Source organism: Microbacterium sp. Leaf288, assembly GCF_001422925.1.
Taxonomy (GTDB): Bacteria; Actinomycetota; Actinomycetes; order Actinomycetales; family Microbacteriaceae; genus Microbacterium.
Genome location: NZ_LMNI01000010.1, coordinates 1 through 18952, shown reverse-complemented (window position 1 = coordinate 18952; position 18952 = coordinate 1). Strand labels below are relative to the sequence as shown.

Annotated in this window: 19 protein-coding genes; 1 reads left to right on the top strand and 18 read right to left on the bottom strand. The window is 71.1% G+C overall.

What is annotated here, in order from left to right; translation table 11 throughout:
• Nucleotides 1-27 precede the first annotated feature (27 nt).
• Nucleotides 28-930 (bottom strand): NUDIX domain-containing protein, encoded by a 903-nt coding sequence (locus ASF40_RS04245; protein ID WP_056367011.1) that lies wholly within the window; start codon nt 928-930, stop codon nt 28-30.
• A gap of 83 nt (nt 931-1013) precedes the next feature.
• Between ASF40_RS04245 and ASF40_RS04240 the strand changes: the two genes are divergently transcribed.
• On the top strand, nt 1014-1442 hold the full coding sequence (locus ASF40_RS04240; RefSeq protein ID WP_056367010.1) for a GNAT family N-acetyltransferase: 429 nt from the start codon (nt 1014-1016) through the stop codon (nt 1440-1442).
• Between the two features lie 48 nt (nt 1443-1490).
• Here the strand turns inward: ASF40_RS04240 and der are convergent, their stop codons facing one another.
• The 17 genes from der to ASF40_RS21420 form a co-directional block, all read right to left on the bottom strand.
• Nucleotides 1491-3029, bottom strand: a complete 1539-nt coding sequence (der, locus tag ASF40_RS04235; RefSeq protein ID WP_056367009.1) for a ribosome biogenesis GTPase Der — start codon at nt 3027-3029, stop codon at nt 1491-1493.
• A 1-nt stretch (nt 3030) separates the two neighbouring features.
• Nucleotides 3031-3759, bottom strand: coding sequence for a (d)CMP kinase (cmk, locus tag ASF40_RS04230; protein WP_082496872.1), 729 nt, complete (start codon nt 3757-3759; stop codon nt 3031-3033).
• The gene (locus ASF40_RS04225) at nt 3752-4858 is read right to left on the bottom strand and encodes a prephenate dehydrogenase (protein ID WP_056367007.1); all 1107 of its coding nucleotides are present in this window, start codon (nt 4856-4858) and stop codon (nt 3752-3754) included. The genes cmk and ASF40_RS04225 overlap by 8 nt, the downstream gene beginning before the upstream one ends.
• Complete coding sequence (locus ASF40_RS04220; RefSeq protein ID WP_056367006.1) at nt 4859-5632, bottom strand: pseudouridine synthase; 774 nt, start codon at nt 5630-5632, stop codon at nt 4859-4861.
• Complete coding sequence (scpB, locus tag ASF40_RS04215) at nt 5629-6255, bottom strand: SMC-Scp complex subunit ScpB (protein ID WP_056367005.1); 627 nt, start codon at nt 6253-6255, stop codon at nt 5629-5631. The genes ASF40_RS04220 and scpB overlap by 4 nt, the downstream gene beginning before the upstream one ends.
• Nucleotides 6245-7048 carry a segregation and condensation protein A gene (locus tag ASF40_RS04210; RefSeq protein WP_056367004.1) on the bottom strand — a complete coding sequence of 268 codons (804 nt, stop codon included), beginning with the start codon at nt 7046-7048 and terminating at the stop codon, nt 6245-6247. The genes scpB and ASF40_RS04210 overlap by 11 nt, the downstream gene beginning before the upstream one ends.
• A complete protein-coding gene (locus tag ASF40_RS04205; RefSeq protein ID WP_045299144.1) occupies nt 7032-7916 on the bottom strand; it encodes a ParA family protein in 885 nt (294 codons plus the stop codon). Before ASF40_RS04205 ends, ASF40_RS04210 begins: the two co-directional genes overlap by 17 nt.
• A 109-nt stretch (nt 7917-8025) precedes the next feature.
• Nucleotides 8026-8667 carry a vitamin K epoxide reductase family protein gene (locus ASF40_RS04200; protein ID WP_082496871.1) on the bottom strand — a complete coding sequence of 214 codons (642 nt, stop codon included), beginning with the start codon at nt 8665-8667 and terminating at the stop codon, nt 8026-8028.
• 96 nt (nt 8668-8763) lie between these two features.
• Nucleotides 8764-9714 (bottom strand): site-specific tyrosine recombinase XerD, encoded by a 951-nt coding sequence (gene xerD, locus ASF40_RS04195; protein WP_056367003.1) that lies wholly within the window; start codon nt 9712-9714, stop codon nt 8764-8766.
• Nucleotides 9715-9780: 66 nt separating this feature from the next.
• On the bottom strand, nt 9781-10368 hold the full coding sequence (locus tag ASF40_RS04190) for an NUDIX domain-containing protein (protein WP_056367002.1): 588 nt from the start codon (nt 10366-10368) through the stop codon (nt 9781-9783).
• Between the two features lies 1 nt (nt 10369).
• Nucleotides 10370-12067 carry a CTP synthase gene (locus ASF40_RS04185; protein ID WP_056367001.1) on the bottom strand — a complete coding sequence of 566 codons (1698 nt, stop codon included), beginning with the start codon at nt 12065-12067 and terminating at the stop codon, nt 10370-10372.
• A 73-nt stretch (nt 12068-12140) separates the two neighbouring features.
• Nucleotides 12141-13832, bottom strand: a complete 1692-nt coding sequence (recN, locus tag ASF40_RS04180) for a DNA repair protein RecN (RefSeq protein WP_056367000.1) — start codon at nt 13830-13832, stop codon at nt 12141-12143.
• Nucleotides 13829-14848, bottom strand: a complete 1020-nt coding sequence (locus ASF40_RS04175; protein ID WP_056366999.1) for an NAD kinase — start codon at nt 14846-14848, stop codon at nt 13829-13831. The genes recN and ASF40_RS04175 overlap by 4 nt, the downstream gene beginning before the upstream one ends.
• Complete coding sequence (locus tag ASF40_RS04170; protein WP_056366998.1) at nt 14845-15645, bottom strand: TlyA family RNA methyltransferase; 801 nt, start codon at nt 15643-15645, stop codon at nt 14845-14847. The genes ASF40_RS04175 and ASF40_RS04170 overlap by 4 nt, the downstream gene beginning before the upstream one ends.
• The gene (locus ASF40_RS21330) at nt 15642-15800 is read right to left on the bottom strand and encodes a hypothetical protein (protein WP_200919428.1); all 159 of its coding nucleotides are present in this window, start codon (nt 15798-15800) and stop codon (nt 15642-15644) included. Before ASF40_RS21330 ends, ASF40_RS04170 begins: the two co-directional genes overlap by 4 nt.
• 53 nt (nt 15801-15853) lie before the next feature.
• The gene (locus ASF40_RS04165) at nt 15854-16888 is read right to left on the bottom strand and encodes an HAD-IIA family hydrolase (protein WP_056366997.1); all 1035 of its coding nucleotides are present in this window, start codon (nt 16886-16888) and stop codon (nt 15854-15856) included.
• Nucleotides 16888-18825 carry a hypothetical protein gene (locus tag ASF40_RS21420; protein ID WP_056366996.1) on the bottom strand — a complete coding sequence of 646 codons (1938 nt, stop codon included), beginning with the start codon at nt 18823-18825 and terminating at the stop codon, nt 16888-16890. The genes ASF40_RS04165 and ASF40_RS21420 overlap by 1 nt, the downstream gene beginning before the upstream one ends.
• Nucleotides 18826-18952 lie beyond the last annotated feature (127 nt).

Below are 18952 nucleotides of genomic sequence, written 5' to 3'. Positions count from 1 at the left end.
CGCGGCGCGGCGAGCGCGTGGCTCGCGTCACGCGTCGAGCAGGTCCTGCAGCCAGCGTACGCCGCGGACGGCGGCTCCGGCATCCCTCACCCGCTCGGAGAGCCCACGGTCGCTCGTGACCACCGTCACCACACGGCCCGCGGCGACGGCTCGCTGCGCCGACGCGACGATGGCGTCGTCACCGGATGCCTCGGCCCGCACCACCTCGACGCCCGTGGCGCCGTCCACCCCGCGCGCCTGACCTTCGACGACCGCGGTCCACTCCGGGTACCAGGTCTGCTCCGGCAGCTCCAGCGCGGACGCCGGCACGCCGTGCGCGGCGAGGTCGGCGATCCGCGCGATCAGGCGGGAAGCCGCGCCCGGGCGGTCGCGCCACCAGCCGTCGGGCACCGAGCCCATGACGTTCGCGATGTCGACGATGACCGCCGGCCGAACGCTGAGCAGGCCGCGCAGCTTCTCCCACGAGGCCGCGAAGCCGGGGTGCAGCGGATACTCGATGACCTCGTCGACGGGCACCCAGGCGAGCTCGCGGCTCTCGGGGTCGCTGATGGTGGGCTCGAAGGGAACCACAACGTCGCCCACGACGGTGGTATAGCTCCAGTAGCCGAGATCGAAGACGCTGAGTACTCGGGGCTGCACCGCGGCATCCGGCACGCCGGCCTCCTCGGCGGCCTCGCGCAGCGCGCCGTCGCAGGCCGACTCGCCCTCGTGTTGTGCGCCTCCGGGCAGTGCCCAGGTGTCGCCGAAGTGGCTCCACGAGACGCGGTGCTGCAGCAGCACGCCCCGTTCCGCGTCGACCGCGAGGAGGCCTGCGGCCCCGAACCGGCCCCAGTACCGCTCCCCCGTCGGCGCCACGACCCACGCGTCCCCGGGGTCGCGGGGTCCGTGCGGACGGCGCGGCTCACCGGGGGCGGGAGGCTCGATCGTCACCCAGCCAGCCTGTCACACGAGCGGGCCGCGAACGCCGAATCGGCCCCGTCGCCGTCACCGGGAGACTCGCCACAATGAGGTGCATGGATTACGAACTCGACGACGACCCGACCCGCGTCCAGCGAGACGCCGTATGGGCCTGGCTTTCGACCGAGGCGTACTGGGGAGGCTGGCGCACGCGAGAGCAGGTCGAGACGCAGCTCGACAACGCCTGGCGGGTGGTCGCCGCCTACCACCGCCCGACCGGCGAACTGGTGGGCTTCGCACGCGCGGTCTCGGACGGCGTCGGCTTCGCCTACCTCGCCGACGTCTTCGTCGTCGACGCGCACCGCGGGCACGGACTCGGCAAGCGCCTGATCCGCCTCATGATCGACGACGGTCCCGGCGCCGACATGCGCTGGACGCTGTTCACCGGTGATGCGCACGGCCTGTACCGCCAGTTCGGCTTCGCCGAGCCCGATGCGACCGCGATGGTGCGCCCGGCACTCTACCGCCACGGCGAGCAGGCATGAAGAAATGGTGGATGCCTCGGGGCGAGGCATCCACCATGTCGAGGTCCGTCAGCGCTGGCGACGCTCGCGCACGCGCATGTTGATCACGATCGGCGAGCCCTCGAAGCCGTACAGCTCGCGCAGGCGCCGCTGGATGAAGCGGCGGTAGCCCGGGTCGAGGAAGCCTGTCGTGAACAGCACGAAAGTCGGCGGGCGCGTCGAGGCCTGCGTGCCGAACAGGATGCGCGGCTGCTTTCCCCCGCGCAGCGGGTGCGGGTGCTCGGCGATGAGTTCGGTGAGGAACGCGTTGAACTTGCCCGTCGGGATGCGCTGATCCCACGACTCGAGGGCCGTCTCGAGCGCCGGAACGAGCTTGTCGAGGTGGCGACCGGTGCGCGCCGAGATGTTGACGCGGGGCGCCCACTGGACGTGCGCGAGGTCCTGCTCGATCTCGCGCTCGAGGTAGCGGCGGCGGTCCTGGCCGTCCATGTCGTCGTCGTTGAGACGGTCCCACTTGTTGTAGGCGATCACGAGCGCACGGCCCGACTCGAGGACGAGGTCGATGATGTTGAGGTCCTGCACGCTGATCGGCTGGGTCACGTCGATCACGACGATCGCGACCTCGGCCTTCTCGAGCGCCGCCGACGTGCGCAGCGAGGCGTAGAAGTCGGCGCCCTGCTGCAGGTGCACACGACGGCGGATTCCGGCCGTGTCGACGAAGCGCCACAGCTTGCCGCCGAGCTCGACGATCTCGTCGACCGGATCGCGCGTGGTGCCGGCGAGCTCGTTGACGACGACGCGCTCCTCGCCCGCGGCCTTGTTGAGCAGCGACGACTTGCCGACGTTCGGGCGGCCGAGGATCGCGACGCGGCGCGGGCCGCCGATCTCGGCCTTGGCCACGGCCGACACGTCGGGCATGACCTTCACGACCTCGTCGAGGAGGTCCGCGACGCCACGGCCGTGGATGGCAGAGACCGGCCACGGCTGGTCGAGGCCGAGGTTCCAGAGCGCCGCGGCCTCGGGCTCCTGGCGGGCGTCGTCGATCTTGTTGGCGACGAGGAAGACGGGTTTGTTGGCCTTGCGGAGCAGTCGCACGACGTGCTCGTCGGTCGCGGTGGCGCCGACCATCGCGTCGACGACGAAGAGCACGATGTCCGACAGGTCGATGGCGACCTCGGCCTGCGCGGCGACCGAGCGGTCGATGCCACGGGCGTCGGGCTCCCACCCGCCGGTGTCGACGAGCGTGAAGCGGCGGTCCATCCACTCGGCCTTGTACGTGACGCGGTCGCGCGTGACACCGGGGGTGTCCTCGACGACGGCCTCGCGCCGGCCGAGGATGCGGTTCACCAGCGCGGACTTGCCGACGTTCGGGCGACCCACGATCGCGACGACCGGGAGCGCCGGCAGGAACTCGATGCCGTCCTCGCCCCGGACGATGCCCGCGAGCAGCGCCGCGTCCTCGTCGTCGAGGTCGTAGTCGTCGAGGCCGACGCGCAGGGCGACGGCCCGTTGCTCGGCGAGCTCGTCGTCGAGGTCCGCGAGGTTCTCGGCGAGGTTGTCGTCGCCGGCTTCGAACTCGTCGAAGTCGGCATTGTCATCAGCGGCCATCTCAGGCTCCTGTCTGCAGTGGGTCGACCGCCGGCGCGCTCAGCGCGGCCTGGATCACGCCGAGCACGGCGTCCACGGTCTGGTCGAAATCGAGGGGGGTCGAGTCGACGACCTCGACGCCGGGTGCGGCGGTGAGGAAGTCGACGACGGCCGAGTCGGACGCGTCGCGCTGGTGGAGTGCGGCGGCGACGGTCGCGGCATCCTGCGTCGCGAGTTCCGCGCTGCGGCGGGCGGCGCGGATCTCCGGTGCGGCCGTGAGGAGGATGCGCACGGGGGCGTCGGGGGCGACGACCGTCGTGATGTCGCGCCCTTCGACGACGACACCCGGGCGCCCGGAGCGGGCCACGAGCGCACGGAACAGCGCGTTCACCGACTGCCGCACCGCGGGAACGCGCGCGACGCCGCTGACGGCGTCCGACACGCGAGGCTCGCGGATCGCGTCGGTCACATCGGCCCGCCCCACGCGCACCCAGTAGGCGTCGGGATCGAGCGAGATCGCGTAGTCGAAGTCACCCGAGACATCGAGGACGGATGCCGCATCCGACGTGTCGACGCCGCGCTCGAGCGCGTGCCACGCCAGAGCACGGTAGGCCGCTCCGGTGTCGAGGTAGCCGTAGCCGAGACGTCGGGCGACCTGCTTGGAGACGCTGGATTTGCCGCTGCCGGCCGGTCCGTCGATCGCGACGACGACGGGGTCCGGCCCCGGCGTGGTCATCACGGGGTCAGTCATTGGTGGTGCTCGCAATCTTCCAGCCGCGCGACTCGAGACCGTCGATCGCCCGGCGCACGGCGCTCGGGACGACGCTGATCTCGGCGAGGCCGAACTGGGCGCCGGGCGAGTGCTCCAGGCGCAGGTCTTCCACGTTCACGTCGAGGTCGCCCAGTTCGCCGAACAGGCGTCCGAGCTGTCCGGGGGTGTCGTCGACCATGACGACGACCGGCTCGAAGCGGCGGTTCTGGCCGTGCTTGCCGGGCAGGCGCTCGACACCGTCGTTGCCGCGCCGGATCGTGTCCGCGACGGCACGGCGCGCACCCGGGGCGTCGGGCTCGCGCAGGGCGTCGGCGACGGCGGTGAGGTCGGCCGCGATCAGGTCGAGCACGTCGACGACGGGTGCCGCGTTCGCGCCGAGGATCTGCACCCAGAGCTCGGGAGCGGATGCCGCGATGCGGGTCGTGTCGCGCACGCCCTGACCCGCGAGCCGCAACGAGCCGTCGGGCGCGTCGACGAAGCGCCCGGCCAGCAGACTGGCGACCAGCTGGGGCACGTGCGAGACGAGCGCGACGCCGCGGTCGTGGTCCTCGGGCGTCATCTCGATCGGCGTCGCACCGAGGTCGAGCGCGAGGGCCTCGACGAGGGCCAGATCGGCCGACGGCGTCTCCTCGTCGCGGCACACCACCCACGGGCGACCGACGAAGATGTCGGCGCGGGCGGAGATCGCTCCCCCGCGCTCGCGTCCGGCCAGGGGGTGCGAGCCGATGTAGTGCGTGAGGTCCACACCGCGCTCGCGCAGGGTGCGCAGCGGCTCGAGCTTGACGCTGGCGACGTCCGTCACGACGGCGTGCGGGTGGCGTTCGAGTTCCCTCTGGATGACGTCGGCCGTGACATCGGGCGGCACCGCGACGACGACGAGCGACGGCGCGTCGTCGTCGGCCGCACGGCGGCCGGCGCCGTAGTCGATCGCGAGGCGCAGCTGGGCGGGGGACGTGTCGTCCAGCGCGACATCGATCCCGCGCGCGCTGAGCGCGTGGCCGATGCTCGCGCCGAGGAGGCCGGTGCCGACGATGCGCACCGTGCCCTGCACGCGCGGAGCAAGGGAGGTCGCTGTCACTTAATCCTCCTGTTGACCTGCGGCTTGGCGCGAAAGAGTCAGCAGAGCGCCCCGCTCCACTTTAGTCAACTCCCGGGCGCGCCCGGCTGGCAGCGTTCCCAGGTGGAGCGGCCCGAACTGCCGGCGCACGAGCTCGACGACCGGATGCCCGACCTCGGCCATCATGCGGCGCACGATGCGGTTGCGCCCCGAGTGGAGCGTGAGCTCGACGAGCGAGCCACCGCCCTCGGCCGAGGACGACAGCAGCCGTGCCTTGTCGGCGGCGATCGGGCCGTCCTCCAGGTCGACGCCGCGCAGGAGCTGCTGGATGATCTGCGGGGTCACGCGCCCGTCGACCTTGGCGATGTAGACCTTGGTGACGCCGAACGACGGGTGCGCCAGCACGTGCGCGAGCTCGCCGTCGTTGGTGAGCACGAGCAGGCCGCTGGTCTCGGCATCCAATCGCCCCACGTTGTACAGGCGCTCCTCCCAGTCCTTCGTGAAGCTGCGGAGGTCCGGGCGGCCGCGGTCGTCCTTCATCGAGCTCACGACGCCCGTGGGCTTGTTGAGCATCACGTACCGCTTGGACTGGTCGAACTGGACAGCCGTGCCGTCGACGTCGACCAGGTCGTTCTCGGGGTCGACGCGTGAGCCCAGCTCTGTCACGACGGCGCCGTTCACGCGCACGCGCCCCTCGACGATGAGCTGCTCGGCGACGCGCCGCGACGCGACTCCCGCGTTCGCGAGCGCCTTCTGCAGGCGCACTCCTTCGGTGGATTCCGCTCCGCCGGTCATCGACGCACTCCTTCGTCCAGGTTGCCGCCGACTTCGTCCGCCCTCGACACCTCGTCGGCACCGTCCAGCAGCGGCGAGATGTGCGGCAGTTCGTCCAGCGAGTTGACACCCAGGTGCACGAGCAGCGCATCCGTCGTGCCGTAGTTGATCGCGCCGGTCTCGGCATCCGCGAAGAGCTCGGTGATGAGTCCGCGCGCCAGCAGCGTGCGCACGACCGAGTCGACGTTGACGGCACGGATGGACGCGACCTGGCTGCGGGTCACCGGCTGCTTGTAGGCGATGACCGCGAGGGTCTCGAGCGCCGCCTGCGAGAGGCGCGACGGCGCCTGCCCGCCGACGTACTCGCTGACGAGGTCGTCGAGCTCCTCGCGCACATAGAGACGCCAGCCGCCGCCGACCTCGCGGAGTTCGAACCCGCGCACCGGCCCACCGGACTTGCCGTCGTAGTCGTCGACGAGGGTCTCGATCGCCTGGCGCACCGCGGGCACCGGTGCGCCGACGGCGGCCGCGAGGCTCACCAGACTCTGCGGTTCCTCGACGATCAGCAGGATCGCCTCCAGCCGCCGCGCCACATCGGTCACCGTCACGACGGGCGGTCCCTCGGTCGAAGCATCATCGGTCATAGTCGGCTCCCAAGGTGGCGAGGTTCTCGTCGCTCCAGCGCTGAGCGCTCCAACGGAGGGTCAGCTCGCCGAGCGGCTCGAGCTGTTCGAAGGACAGGGCGGCGTGGCGATACAGCTCCAGCACCGAGAGGAATCGGGCGACCACCACACCCGGTTGGCTGACGCCGGCAATGAGCTCGCGGAACGTCAGGGATCCGGTGTCGCGCAGCAGGGTCACGACGATGGCGGCCTGCTCGCGGATGCTCACCAGCGGCGCGTGCAGGTGGTCGAACCCGATGCGCGGGATCTCCTTCGGCGTCATCGCCAGCAGCGCGAGCGCGGCGAAGTCGTCGGCGCTGAGCGACCACACGAGTTCCGGAACGGCGTTGCGGTACTTCTCGTCGAGGCGCACGGAACGCGTGTGGCGCACCGCCTCACGGCGCAGGCACCGCTCGAACCAGGACGACACCTCTTTGAACGCGCGGTACTGGAGCAGTCGCGCGAACAGCAGGTCCCGCGCCTCGAGCAGCGCGACCGACTCGGCGTCGACGAGCTCGCCCTGCGGCAGCAGCCCCGCGACCTTCATGTCGAGCAGGGTCGCGGCGACGACCAGGAACTCGGATGCCTCGTCCAGCTCTTCGCCCGGACCCAGCTCGCGGAGGTACGCGATGAACTCGTTGGTCACGAGCGACAGCGACACCTCGGTGATGTCGAGCTCGTGCTTCGAGATCAGGGTGAGCAGGAGGTCGAACGGTCCGTCGAAGTTGGTGAGCGCGACCCGGAACCCGGAATCCTGATCAGGCGACGGCGCCACGGGCGACCAGCTCCCGCGCCAGCCGCAGGTAGGCCTGCGCGGCGGCGTGCTCCGGCGCGAACTCGGTGATCGGCATGCCCGAGACGGAGGCATCCGGGAACTTGACGGTGCGGCCGATCACGGTCTCGAGGACGTCGTCGCCGAAGGCGTCGACCACGCGCTCGAGCACCTCGCGCGAGTGGAGCGTGCGCGCGTCGTACATCGTGGCGAGCACGCCGTCGAGCGTGATGGTGGGGTTGAGGCGGTCGCGCACCTTGTCGATCGTCTCGATGAGCATCGCGACGCCGCGGAGGGCGAAGAACTCGCACTCGAGCGGGATGACGACACCGTGGCTCGCTGTGAGGGCGTTGACCGTGAGGAGGCCCAGCGACGGCTGGCAGTCGATGAGGATCACGTCGTAGTCGCCCGTGAGCTTGCGCAGCGCCCGCGACAGGGTCTGCTCGCGAGCGACCTCGTTGACGAGGTGCACCTCGGCCGCCGAGAGGTCGATGTTCGCCGGGATCACGTCGAGGTTGTCGACGCGCGTGTGCACGATGACCTCGTGCGGGTCGCGCTTTCCGTCGAGCAGCAGGTCGTAGATCGTCGGGATGTCGTGGGTCTGGATGCCGAGACCCGCCGACAGCGCGCCCTGCGGGTCGAAGTCGACCGCGAGCACCTTGCGGCCGTAGCCGGCGAGGGCGGCCGCGAGGTTGATGGTGGTCGTCGTCTTGCCGACGCCGCCCTTCTGGTTGCACAGCGCGATGATGCGGGCGGGGCCGTGACCGTCGAGCTTCGGCGGGGTGGGGAAGCCCTGATAGGGACGACCGGTGGGTCCGATCGGAGTGTCCCCCGTGGCGGCCTTCGTCGCCGCCTGTGCCTTGCCCGCCACCAATGCTCCCGCCTACATGCTTCGTGTCCACCGATTCTAGTCACGCCCCGCCCCGGAACGCCTGCGGCGCGGCGGGCGGGGCCGAGCAACGGCGCGGCTCCGACCGCCGTCAGAGCGAGCCGAGCACGTCGAGACGCACCTGCGCGGCGATCGCGATGAGCGCGTAGTCCAGCACGGTGATCAGCGGAGCCCAGGTCAGGAGTGCGGCGCCGAGCTGCGGCATCCGCCCCCACACGCCGTCGCGGAGGGTCCACCCCAGCGTGAACCAGAACAGCGGGATCGTCACGACCCACACCACCATGCACCACGGGCACAGCGAGCCGTACTCGAAGACGCTGCGCCACGCGAGGACGTGGACGAATGCCACCGCGCCCAGCAGGAACAGCGAGTAGACGCGCCAGTACCACCGGCGCAGCCCGCCGGGCGCGGCCAGGGCACTCACCCCGGCGTAGATGGGGCCGAGGAACAGCACGATCCCGATGATCGAGTTGCTGAAGCCGAGCAGATTGCCACCCGGCGACAGCAGGTTGGGTCCGCACGTGACGATCGGGCTCACCTGGCACGAGATGAGCGGCGCCGTTCCCGCGAGCTGGCCGATGTACTCGAGGTAGAGCAGGAACGAGACGACCCAGCCGGCGAGCCCCGCGACGATCCAGAACACCGCCAGCGCCGTCGACGGACACGCTGTCGGGTGCGTTGATGCCTCGACCTCAGGTACTCCGGATGCCGCACGCGCGGCGACGTCGGTCATGCGCCCATTCTCCGCCACAGGGCGTCAGGCCCGCACGGCTTTCGGCCGTGCAAAATCGCCGTTCACGCGCTGATTCGCTGAGGCGGCGCAGCGGCGTCACCGCGCGCGCGGATGCGAGGTGGCGTACACGTCGCGCAGCGCGTCGACCGACACGTAGGTGTAGATCTGGGTGGTCGCGACGGAGGCGTGGCCCAGCAGCTCCTGGACGACGCGCACGTCGGCGCCGCCCTGCAGGAGGTGGGTCGCGAACGAGTGCCGCAGGGTGTGGGGCGACACATGCGCGGTGAGGTGGGCGCGCTCGGCTGCCGACTGGATGATCAGCCAGGCGCTCTGCCGCGACAGCGGCGCCCCCCGCGCGCCGAGGAAGAGCTTCGGCGTCGACCGGCCACGGTGCGAGAGCTCGGGCCGCGCGCGCGTGAGGTAGGCGTCGACGGCGGCGCGCGCGTACGATCCGACCGGCACGATGCGCTCCTTCGATCCTTTGCCCCGCACACGCAGCACGTCGCCGTGCGCCGCATCGTCCACGTCGAGCTGCACGATCTCCGACACGCGCGCACCGGTGGCGTACAGCAGCTCGAGCAGCGCACGGTCGCGCATGCCGAGCAGATCGCCCGCCGCTGCTCCCCCGCTCCCGGACGCGTCGGCCTCGGTCGCCGGCGCGGGCCCCGAGGCATCCAGCAGGCTCTCCACCTGCTCGATCGTGAGCGCCTTGGGCAGCCGTCGTGGCTGCTTCGGCGGGCGCAGGTTCGAGGACGGGTCGGCCGGCTCGATGCCCTCGCGGGCGAGGAAGCGGTGGAGCCCGCGCACCGAGGACTGCAGCCGCGCCAGCGACGATGCAGCCATCGGCGGCTGGGTCGCGGCGCGGTCGGCGATGAAGCTCGCCAGAGTCACCGAGGTGACCGCGGCGGTGTCGTCGATGTGCTGTTCGCGCAGCCAGTCGGCATAGCCGGCGAGGTCGCGCCGGTACGCCGCAACGGTGTTCTCCGACAGGCCGCGCTCGATCGCGACGTGGCGCAGGTACGAGTCCATCGCTCGATCGATCTGCATGTCAGGCGCCTCCTGCCACGAGGGTCTCACGTCCGGCCGGCCCGTCGGCGAACTCCGGAGGGTTCGTCAGGCTCCCGTGGTGTCGGCCTGGCGCAGACGCTCGGCCGCGGCGAGCAGACCCACCGCGAGGATGCCGTTGCGCAGCCGCCCCGCGAGGACTCCTGCGACGGCGTCGGCGAGCGGCAGCCACTCGAGGCGGATGTCGGCCTCCTCGTCCTCCCGCGCGTGCACCTCGCTCGCGGGGGTGAGGCCGCGCGCGAGGAACAGGTGGACGATCTCGTCGTTTCCGCCGGGCGTGGTGAAGATGCTCACGAGCGGCTCCCACGACGATGCGACGAGGTCGACCTCCTCGGCAAGCTCACGTCGGGCGGTCTCGAGCGGCGTCTCGCCGGCCATGTCGAGCAGCCCGGCCGGGATCTCCCAGTCGCGGTGGCGGATCGGGTGCCGGTACTGCTGGATCAGCAGCACCCGCCCCTCGTCGTCCACCGCCACGACCGCCGCCGCACCGGGATGATCGACGTACTGGCGCACGATCTGCCCGTCGCCATACGCCACGGTGTCGCTGCGCACGTCCCACACCCGGCCCTCGTAGACCAGATCGCTGTCGAGGATGGTGGCGTCGACCGGCTCGTCGGCGAGGAGTTCCTCCGCCACGTCAGTCGTTCTCGACCTCGAACAGCTCGCTCGAGCGGTGCCGCTCGAGCGCCGCGCCGACGAGACCGCGGAAGAGCGGGTTGGCGTCCGTCGGCCGCGAGCGCAGCTCGGGGTGCGCCTGCGTCGCGATGTAGTACGGGTGCACATCGCGCGGCAGCTCGACGTACTCGACGAGGTTCAGGTCAGGATTGATGCCCGAGAAGACGAGACCGGCCTCGGCGATCTGGTCACGGTAGCGGTTGTTCACCTCGTAGCGGTGGCGGTGGCGCTCCGACGCACGCTCCGCGCCGTACACCTCGGCCGCGATCGACCCCTCCGCGAGGTCGGCCGGGTACAGGCCGAGACGCATCGTGCCGCCCAGGTCGCCGTGGTCGAGGATGTCGACCTGCTCCTCCATCGTCGCGATGACGGGATGCTGCGTGTCGGGGTCGAACTCGCTCGACGAGGCATCCTCGATCCCGGCGACGTGACGGGCGTACTCGATGACGATGCACTGCAGACCGAGGCAGATGCCGAGCGTCGGGATGCCCTGCTCGCGCGCGAACTTGAGCGCCCCGATCTTGCCCTCGATGCCGCGGATGCCGAAGCCGCCGGGGATCACGATGCCGTCGAGCGGACCGAGCGCCTTGGCGGCGCCCTCGGGCGTCTCGCACTCGTCGGAGGGGATCCAGCGGATGTTGACGTGCGTCTCCTGCGCGAACCCGCCCGCCTTGAGCGCCTCGGTGACCGAGAGGTAGGCGTCCGGCAGGTCGATGTACTTGCCCACCAGGCCGATCGTGACCTCGTGCTTGGGGTTGTGCACGGCGTTCAGCACGCGCTGCCAGCGCGACCAGTCGACGTCGGCGGCCTTCGACAGGCCGAGCGCGCGGACGATGTACTCGTCGAGGCCCTGCTCGTTGAGCATCGAGGGGATGTCGTAGATGCTCGGCACGTCGACCGCGTTCACGACGGCGCCCTCGTCGACGTCGCACATGAGCGCGATCTTGCGCTTGTTCGCCTCGGTGACGGGACGGTCGCTGCGCAGCACCAGCGCATCGGGCTGGATGCCGATCGAGCGCAGCGTCGCGACGGAGTGCTGGGTGGGCTTGGTCTTCTGCTCCCCCGACGCGCCCATGAAGGGCACGAGCGACACGTGCACGAAGAAGACGTTGTTGCGGCCGAGCTCGTGGCGGATCTGACGCGCCGACTCGATGAACGGCTGCGACTCGATGTCGCCGACCGTGCCGCCGATCTCGGTGATGATCACGTCGGGCTGGGGCGTCTCGTCGGCCTGGAGGCGCATGCGGCGCTTGATCTCGTCGGTGATGTGCGGGATCACCTGCACGGTGTCGCCGAGGTACTCGCCCCGGCGCTCCTTCGCGATGACCTGCGAGTAGATCTGGCCGGTGGTCACGTTGGCCGCCTGGCTCAGCTCGATGTCGAGGAACCGCTCGTAGTGCCCGATGTCGAGGTCGGTCTCGGCGCCGTCGTCGGTCACGAAGACCTCGCCGTGCTGGAACGGGTTCATCGTGCCCGGGTCGACGTTCAGATACGGGTCGAGCTTCTGCATCACGACACGCAGACCGCGCGCGGTGAGGAGGTTTCCGAGGCTGGCCGCGGTGAGACCCTTGCCCAACGAGGAAACGACACCACCGGTCACGAAGATGTGCTTGGTGGTGTCGTTCGAAGTGTCGCCGCGGAAAGAATCAGAAGTCTGCATCACGGGCTTTTATCCTATCAGGCAGTGTTTCGATGAGCTTCGCAGAAGCTGAGGACACGCGGAGGCCGCGGACTCAGTCGACTTCGGTGCGAAGGCTGAGCAGCTCGCGTGCGTGGGTGAGGGCGGCGTCCGAGTCGGGCATGCCCGACAGCAGACGCGCCATCTCGGCCTCGCGGTCGGCGCCGTCCAGGCGACGGACATCGGATGCCGTGACCGAGCCGTCGTTCGCCTTCACCACCGTGAGGTGGTTCGCGGCGAACGCCGCGACCTGCGCGAGGTGGGTGACCGCGATCACCTGCGACGACTCCGACAGGCGCGCGAGGCGCCGGCCCACCTCGATCGCGGCGGCTCCGCCGATGCCGGCATCGACTTCGTCGAACACGAAAGTCGGGACGGGGTCGACGGTGGCGATGACGACCTCGATCGCGAGCATGACGCGGCTGAGCTCACCGCCGCTCGCGCCGCGCGAGACGGCCCGCGGCTCGGCGCCCGGGTGCGGTGCCAGCAGGATGGCGACGTCGTCGCGCCCCGACGCGGACTCGGTGCCCGCCGTGACGGCGACCTCGAGGCGCGCGTCGGGCATCGCGAGCGCGCGCAGCTCGGTGCTCACGGCGGCGCCCAGCCGCGCGGCTGCCTCGGTGCGCGCCTCAGTGAGCACACCCGCGGTCTCGTCGAGGACGGATGCCGCGGCATCCCGTTCCGCCGTCAGCCGGTCGATGCGATCGGAATCGTCGTCGAGCTCAGCCAAGCGCGAAGAGCCGGTGTCGAGCAGCTCGATGGCGGCGTCGAGCGTGCCGTGCGCGCGGACGAGGCCGGCGAGCACGGCGCGGCGCTCTTCGACCGCGGCGAGTTCATGCGGCCCCGACTCGTCGAGGTCGGCGAGGTAGCCCGCCAGGGCCGCGGCGATATCGGCGACCCGGTAGCCGACGTCGGCAAGCTGCCCGCCGAGCTCGGCCAGCACGGGGTCGTGCACGCGCTCGAGGGCGCGACGCGCCTCGGCGAGCAGCGCCCCGGCATCGGGTTCGTCGCCCTCGCCCGAGAGCCCGTCATGCGCGGTCGCGGCGGCGAGCCGGAGCTCCTCGGCGTTCGCCAGGCGCTCCGCGCGCGTCGCCAGCTCGGCGTCCTCGCCGGATTCGGGCGCCGCCTGCTCGATCTCGGCGAGCTGGTTTCGCAGGGCTTCGGCCTCGCGGGCCCGCGCGTCGCGGTCGTCGGTGAGCTGCGACAGCTCGCGGTCGATCGCACGCCAGTGCTCGAACGCGCGGCGGTACGCGTCGCGTGCGGTGTGGACGGCCTCGCCGCCGAACCGATCCAGCGCGTCACGCTGTGCGGCCGCGGATCGCAGTCGCAGCTGATCGGACTGCCCGTGCACGACCACCAGCTCGTCGGCGAGGTCGGCGAGCACTCCTGCCGGTGCGGCGCGGCCGCCGACGGACGCCCGCCCACGGCCCTCGCTCGAGATCGACCGCCCGATGTACAGCTCGGCACGACCACCGCCGATGGGCTCGACATCGCCACCGGCCTCGCGTACGCGCGCGGCCACCGGTCCGTCCTCGGGGACGATCCACACGCCGTCCACCGTCGCCTGTGCGGCTCCCGCGCGCACGGCGCCGGAGTCGGCGCGCTGGCCGAGCAACAGCCCGAGTCCCGTCACGACCATCGTCTTGCCGGCACCGGTCTCACCGGTGATCGCGGTGAAGCCGGCACCGATCGGCAGCGTCGCCTCGGCGATCACACCGAGGTCGCGCAGGCGCATCTCCTCGATCACGGGGCCACCTCGCTGCCGACCACGTCGATCTCGACGTCGACGGCGGTCGCGGCATCCTTCGCCGGCCTCTGGGTCGGCATGACGCCCGTGATCGCGGCCGGACCGCGCCAGCCCTCGACGGGGAGGCGGAACTTGCGCACCAGACGATCGGTGAACTGGGCGGGGTGCAGGCGCGCGAGGCGCACCGGGCGATCGGACCGCCGCACCACGACGCGCGCGCCAGGCGGCAGGTCGTGCGAGCGGCGCCCGTCACACCACAGGATGCCGGTGCCGTTGGTGCGCTCGAGCACCTCGATGGCCACGGAGTGCTCAGGGCCGACCACCAGGGGCTTGGCGAAGAGAGCGTGGGCCGACAGCGGCACCACAGCGATCGCCTCGACCGTCGGCCAGATCACCGGCCCGCCGGCGGAGAAGTTGTAGGCGGTCGACCCGGTGGGCGTCGAGACGACCATGCCGTCACAGCCGAACGTCGACAGCGGACGGCCGTCGATCTCGACGACGACCTCGAGCAGGCGCTCACGGCTGGCCTTCTCGACGGTCGCTTCGTTGAGCGCCCACGTCTCGTAGATGACGGAGTCGGCGGTGTCTTTCACCCGCACCTGGAGCGCCATGCGGTCCTCGACCTCGTACTCGCGCGCGATGACGCGGCGGACGGCTTCATCCATGTCGTCGCGCTCGATCTCGGCGAGGAAGCCGACGTGGCCCATGTTGATGCCGAGGACCGGCGCACTGCCGTCGCGCACGAGTTCGGCAGCTCGCAGGATCGTTCCGTCGCCACCGAGGACGATCGCGAGTTCGATCTCGGTCACCGGCACATCGATGCCCAGCACCGCGACGTCGGCCAGCGAAGGCCCCGCCTGCACGAGGTCTTCGCCGTCGTCGAGGGCGAGGACGGGACGGGCGCCGGCGGCGCGCAGCGCGGCGACGACCCGCTCCGCGGCAGCCACGGTGTCGGCGCGGTGGGCGTGCGCCACCACGAGGATGCTGCGCTGGGCCTCGGTGTCGGCGTCGTTCATCGGCTCCCCGCCAGTCGGTTCACAGTGCTCAACCATTCTGTCGGATTGCTCCCCCGACCCGGCGCGAGGTGTGCGATGAACTCGGAATTGCCGTGGGTCCCCGCGATCGGGGAGGATACGAACCCGCACGTGCCGAGGCCCGCGTCCCACGCCGCCCACAGCACGCGCGCGACCGCGTCGGCGCGCAGCACGGGGTTGGTCACGAGGCCTCCCTTGACCGCCGTGCGCCCGACCTCGAACTGCGGCTTGATCAGGAGCACGAGATCGGCATCGGATGCTGCGACCGCCCGCGCCGCGGGAAGAACATGGGTGAGCGAGATGAACGACAGGTCGCCCGTGATCACCGCGGGTGCCTCGGAGAGGCCGCTCGCCTCGGCGAGCGAGTCGGGGGTCATGTAGCGGACGTTGAACCCTTCGACCGCGACCACACCGGTATCGGCGGCGACGGATGCTGCGAGCTGCCCGTGACCGACATCGACGGCGATCACCGGCTCGGCGCCGCGCTCGCGCAACACCTGGGTGAAGCCGCCGGTGGATGCGCCCATGTCGAGCGCGACGCGGCCATGGACGTCGACCTCGAAGGCGTCGAGGCCGGCGATGAGCTTGTGCGCCGCGCGGCTGACGTAATGGTCGGAGACCGCCACCTCGATGAGGCTCTCGTCGCCGACGGGGGTGGAGGACTTCACCACGGGACGGCCGTCGACCGTCACGAGCCCATCGGCGATGAGCGTCGCGGCGTGGGTGCGGGAGCGCGCGAGGCCCCGGGCGGCGAGAGCGGCGTCGAGGCGGCTCGTCATGACGAGGTGCCGGGGGTCGCCTCGAGGCGACGGGCGAGCGCGTCGTGCAGCGCGTCGTACGCCTCGGCACGCGTGGCCAGCGGCTGCGCCTCGATCACCTCGAGGGTCGACAGCAGATCGCCGTGCTCGTCATCATGCGCATCGACTCGATCCATGTCCCCCAGAATACGGGGGTCGCCCGACACTCCCCGCCTTTCCGCGGCGAGGATCAGGGGCGGTGGAACGGATCCGCGTAGAGGCGCTCGGGCACGCGGAAGCCGAAGATCGCGCGTCCGGTCGACCAGATCGCTGCCGCGCCCGCGCGCACGAGGTCGACCGGGGCGCCCTCGCTCAGGATGCGGATGTCGGCGCCGTCGATCGCGACGCGCGCGTCTCGCACGGTCGTGACGCCGTCTTTCACCTGCACCTCGGGGTAGGGCTCGTGGAGCTCGCGGAGGTCCCCCAGGATGTAGGTCGGACGCGAGTTCTCGGGCGCCGCCAGGACGTGCTTCGGACGATCCACACCCGTGAGCACCAGAGCAGACGGGATGCCGGCACGGTTGGCGCCGAGGATGTCGGTATCGAGACGGTCGCCCAGGAACAACGGATGCTGCGCCTCGAACCGCGCGACGGCCTCCTCGAAGATCGGCACTTCGGGCTTGCCGGCGACGGTCGCGAGTCGGCCGACTGCCGTGTGCACGGCGGAGACCAGCGTGCCGTTGCCGGGCGCGATGCCGCGAGACTGCGGGATCGTCCAGTCCGTGTTGGTGGCCACCCACGGAATGCCGCCGTCTTCCTCGGGCGTCTTGAGCGCGAAGGCCGCCTCAGCAAGCTGAGTCCAGCCGACCTCGGGAGCGAATCCCTGCACGACCGCCGACGGCGCGTCATCGGCGCTCCGGGTCACGACGAACCCGGCCTTCTCGACCTCGACGACGAGGCCATCGCCTCCGACGACGAGGACCGTGGATCCGGGCGCGATCTTCTCCGCGAGCAGCCGCATCGCGGCCTGCGGGCTGGTGACGACGTCACGCGGCGTCGTCGCGAGCCCGAGCTCGCTCAGATGCGCCGCGACCGAGGCATCCGTGCGCGCAGCGTTGTTCGTGATGTACGCGAGAGAGCGGCCATCGCGGGCGCGGTTGAGGCTGTCCACCGCGTGCGGCAGGGCGCCGGCACCCGCATAGACGACTCCATCCAGGTCGGCCAGCACGACGTCCACGCCGTCCAGCGGGGCGGGCGTCGCTGCCCGCCGCCCGAAGAGCGCCATCAGCGGTCGGCCTCGCCGTCGCCGGTCGCGTCGTCGACCCCCGCCTCCACGAGGATCTCGGCGACCTCGTCGGCGACGGAGATCTCCTCCTGCTCCTCGGCAGCGGGTTCGGGCTCGTCGACGGACTCGGCCTCGGCCTCGGGCTCGGGCTCGGCCTCGGGCTCGGGCTCGGGCTCGGGCTCGGGCTCGGGCTCGGGCTCGGGCTCGCCGAGATCCTCGGACGTGTCCTGCTCGGTCTCAGCCTCGTCCTCAGCCTCGGACTCGACGTCCTCCTCGATGACCTCCTCGACGAAGACGGTCTCGAGGTCGCCGAGACCCGATGCCGCGTCGATCGCGTCTGCCGCGATCACCGCGCGACGCTGCCACTGCGCGGCCTCGTCCGTGCGGCCGAGCTCCTCGAGCACGGCGGCACGGGCGGCGAACAACGCAGGGCTCCACTCGAACGCGCGATCGGGATCGAGTTCGGGGATGTCGAGTTCCTGCAGCGCGCGCTCGGGCTCGCCGAGGTCGAGACGGGCACCCGACATCGCGATCGCCAGTTCGACGCGCACCGGCGTGTCGAGCGTGGAGCGGTCGACGGCGCGACCGACCTCGAGCGCGCGATCGGCGCGTCCGACGCCCCGCTCGCTGTCGACCATCAGGGCGATCTGGTCGTCGCGACCCGAGATCCGCCGGTAGGTGCGCAGTTCGCGCAGGGCGAGCGCGAAGTCGCCGGTCGCATAGGCGGTGATGGCGAGCGTCTCGCGGACGACGGCGATGCGGCCGGCGCGACGGGATGCCGACAGCGCGTGCTGGTGTGCCAGCGCCGGGTCCTCGTCGATCAGCTCCGATGCCATCACGAGATGACGCGCGACCTCCTCGGCGTTCTCCTTGCTGAGGGTCTTCAGCTCGTTGCGTGCAGCCGGCGGCAGGTCGCGGCCGGTGACATCCTCGGGGATGACCGGGTCGTCGTGTCGGGGGCGTACAGCACGGATCTCGCCCTCGCGGACGGCGCGGTCGGGGCGGTTCGCTCCCCCGCGCGTCGGGCGCGCAGAGCGCTCGTACGGCTTGTGGTCGCCGTCACGCTTCACGTAGGGACGGTCGCCGTCACGCTTCTCGTAAGGCTTGCGGTCGCCGTCGCGCTTCTCGTAGGGCTTGCGGTCGCCGTCGCGCTTCTCGTAGGGCTTGCGGTCGCCGTCGCGCTTCGCGTACGGACGGTCACCGTCACGCTTCGCATAGGGACGGTCGCCGTCACGCTTCTCGTACGGCTTGCGGTCGCCGTCACGCTTCTCGTACGGCTTGCGGTCACCGTCACGCTTCGCATAGGGACGGTCACCGTCACGCTTCACGTAGGGACGGTCGCCGTCACGCTTCTCGTACGGCTTGCGGTCGCCGTCACGCTTCGCGTAGGGACGGTCGCCATCGCGCTTCACGTAGGGACGGTCGCCATCGCGCTTCGCGTACGGCTTGCGGTCGCCGTCACGCTGCGCGTAGGGACGGTCGCCGTCGCGCTTCGCGTAGGGACGATCGCCGTCGCGCTTCTCGTAGGGACGGTCGCCGTCGCGCTTCTCGTAGGGACGGTCGCCGTCGCGCTTGGCGTACGGCTTGTGATCGCCGTCGCGCTTGGCATACGGCTTGTGATCGCCGTCGCGCTTCGCGTACGGCTTGTGATCGCCGTCGCGCTTCGCGTACGGCTTGTGATCGCCGTCGCGCTTCGCGTAGGGACGGTCGCCGTCGCGCTTCTCGTACGGCTTGCGGTCGCCGTCGCGCTTGGCGTACGGCTTGCGGTCACCGTCGCGGCTCGCGTATGGCTTCCGGTCGCCGTCGCGCTTGGCGTAGGGCTTCCGATCTCCATCGCGGCTCGCATAAGGCTTGCGGTCAGCACCGGCCGACGAAGACTTCCCGGCGGATCGTTCGCGCGGCGCGCGGCGATCGTCGCGCGGCTCCTGCTCTGGCATTCTTCGATCCTCCTGGATCCGTTCTGCGTCGGCAATCCATCGTGTTAACGCGGAATGGCCACCCGTGTGGGTGGCCATTCCGTGAATGGGTGTCCGGCGGTGTCCTACTCTCCCACAGGGTCCCCCC

Excerpts from the sequence above, each read along its gene's own strand:
- ASF40_RS04240 (WP_056367010.1), top strand. The coding sequence starts at position 1,014 with ATGGATTACGAACTCGACGACGACCCGACCCGCGTCCAGCGAGACGCC.
- der (WP_056367009.1), bottom strand. The coding sequence starts at position 3,029 with ATGGCCGCTGATGACAATGCCGACTTCGACGAGTTCGAAGCCGGCGAC.
- cmk (WP_082496872.1), bottom strand. The coding sequence starts at position 3,759 with ATGACTGACCCCGTGATGACCACGCCGGGGCCGGACCCCGTCGTCGTC.
- ASF40_RS04220 (WP_056367006.1), bottom strand. The coding sequence starts at position 5,632 with ATGACCGGCGGAGCGGAATCCACCGAAGGAGTGCGCCTGCAGAAGGCG.
- scpB (WP_056367005.1), bottom strand. The coding sequence starts at position 6,255 with ATGACCGATGATGCTTCGACCGAGGGACCGCCCGTCGTGACGGTGACC.
- ASF40_RS04200 (WP_082496871.1), bottom strand. The coding sequence starts at position 8,667 with ATGACCGACGTCGCCGCGCGTGCGGCATCCGGAGTACCTGAGGTCGAG.
- xerD (WP_056367003.1), bottom strand. The coding sequence starts at position 9,714 with ATGCAGATCGATCGAGCGATGGACTCGTACCTGCGCCACGTCGCGATC.
- ASF40_RS04185 (WP_056367001.1), bottom strand. The coding sequence starts at position 12,067 with ATGCAGACTTCTGATTCTTTCCGCGGCGACACTTCGAACGACACCACC.
- ASF40_RS04175 (WP_056366999.1), bottom strand. The coding sequence starts at position 14,848 with ATGAACGACGCCGACACCGAGGCCCAGCGCAGCATCCTCGTGGTGGCG.
- ASF40_RS04170 (WP_056366998.1), bottom strand. The coding sequence starts at position 15,645 with ATGACGAGCCGCCTCGACGCCGCTCTCGCCGCCCGGGGCCTCGCGCGC.
- ASF40_RS21330 (WP_200919428.1), bottom strand. The coding sequence starts at position 15,800 with ATGGATCGAGTCGATGCGCATGATGACGAGCACGGCGATCTGCTGTCG.
- ASF40_RS04165 (WP_056366997.1), bottom strand. The coding sequence starts at position 16,888 with ATGGCGCTCTTCGGGCGGCGGGCAGCGACGCCCGCCCCGCTGGACGGC.
- ASF40_RS21420 (WP_056366996.1), bottom strand. The coding sequence starts at position 18,825 with ATGCCAGAGCAGGAGCCGCGCGACGATCGCCGCGCGCCGCGCGAACGA.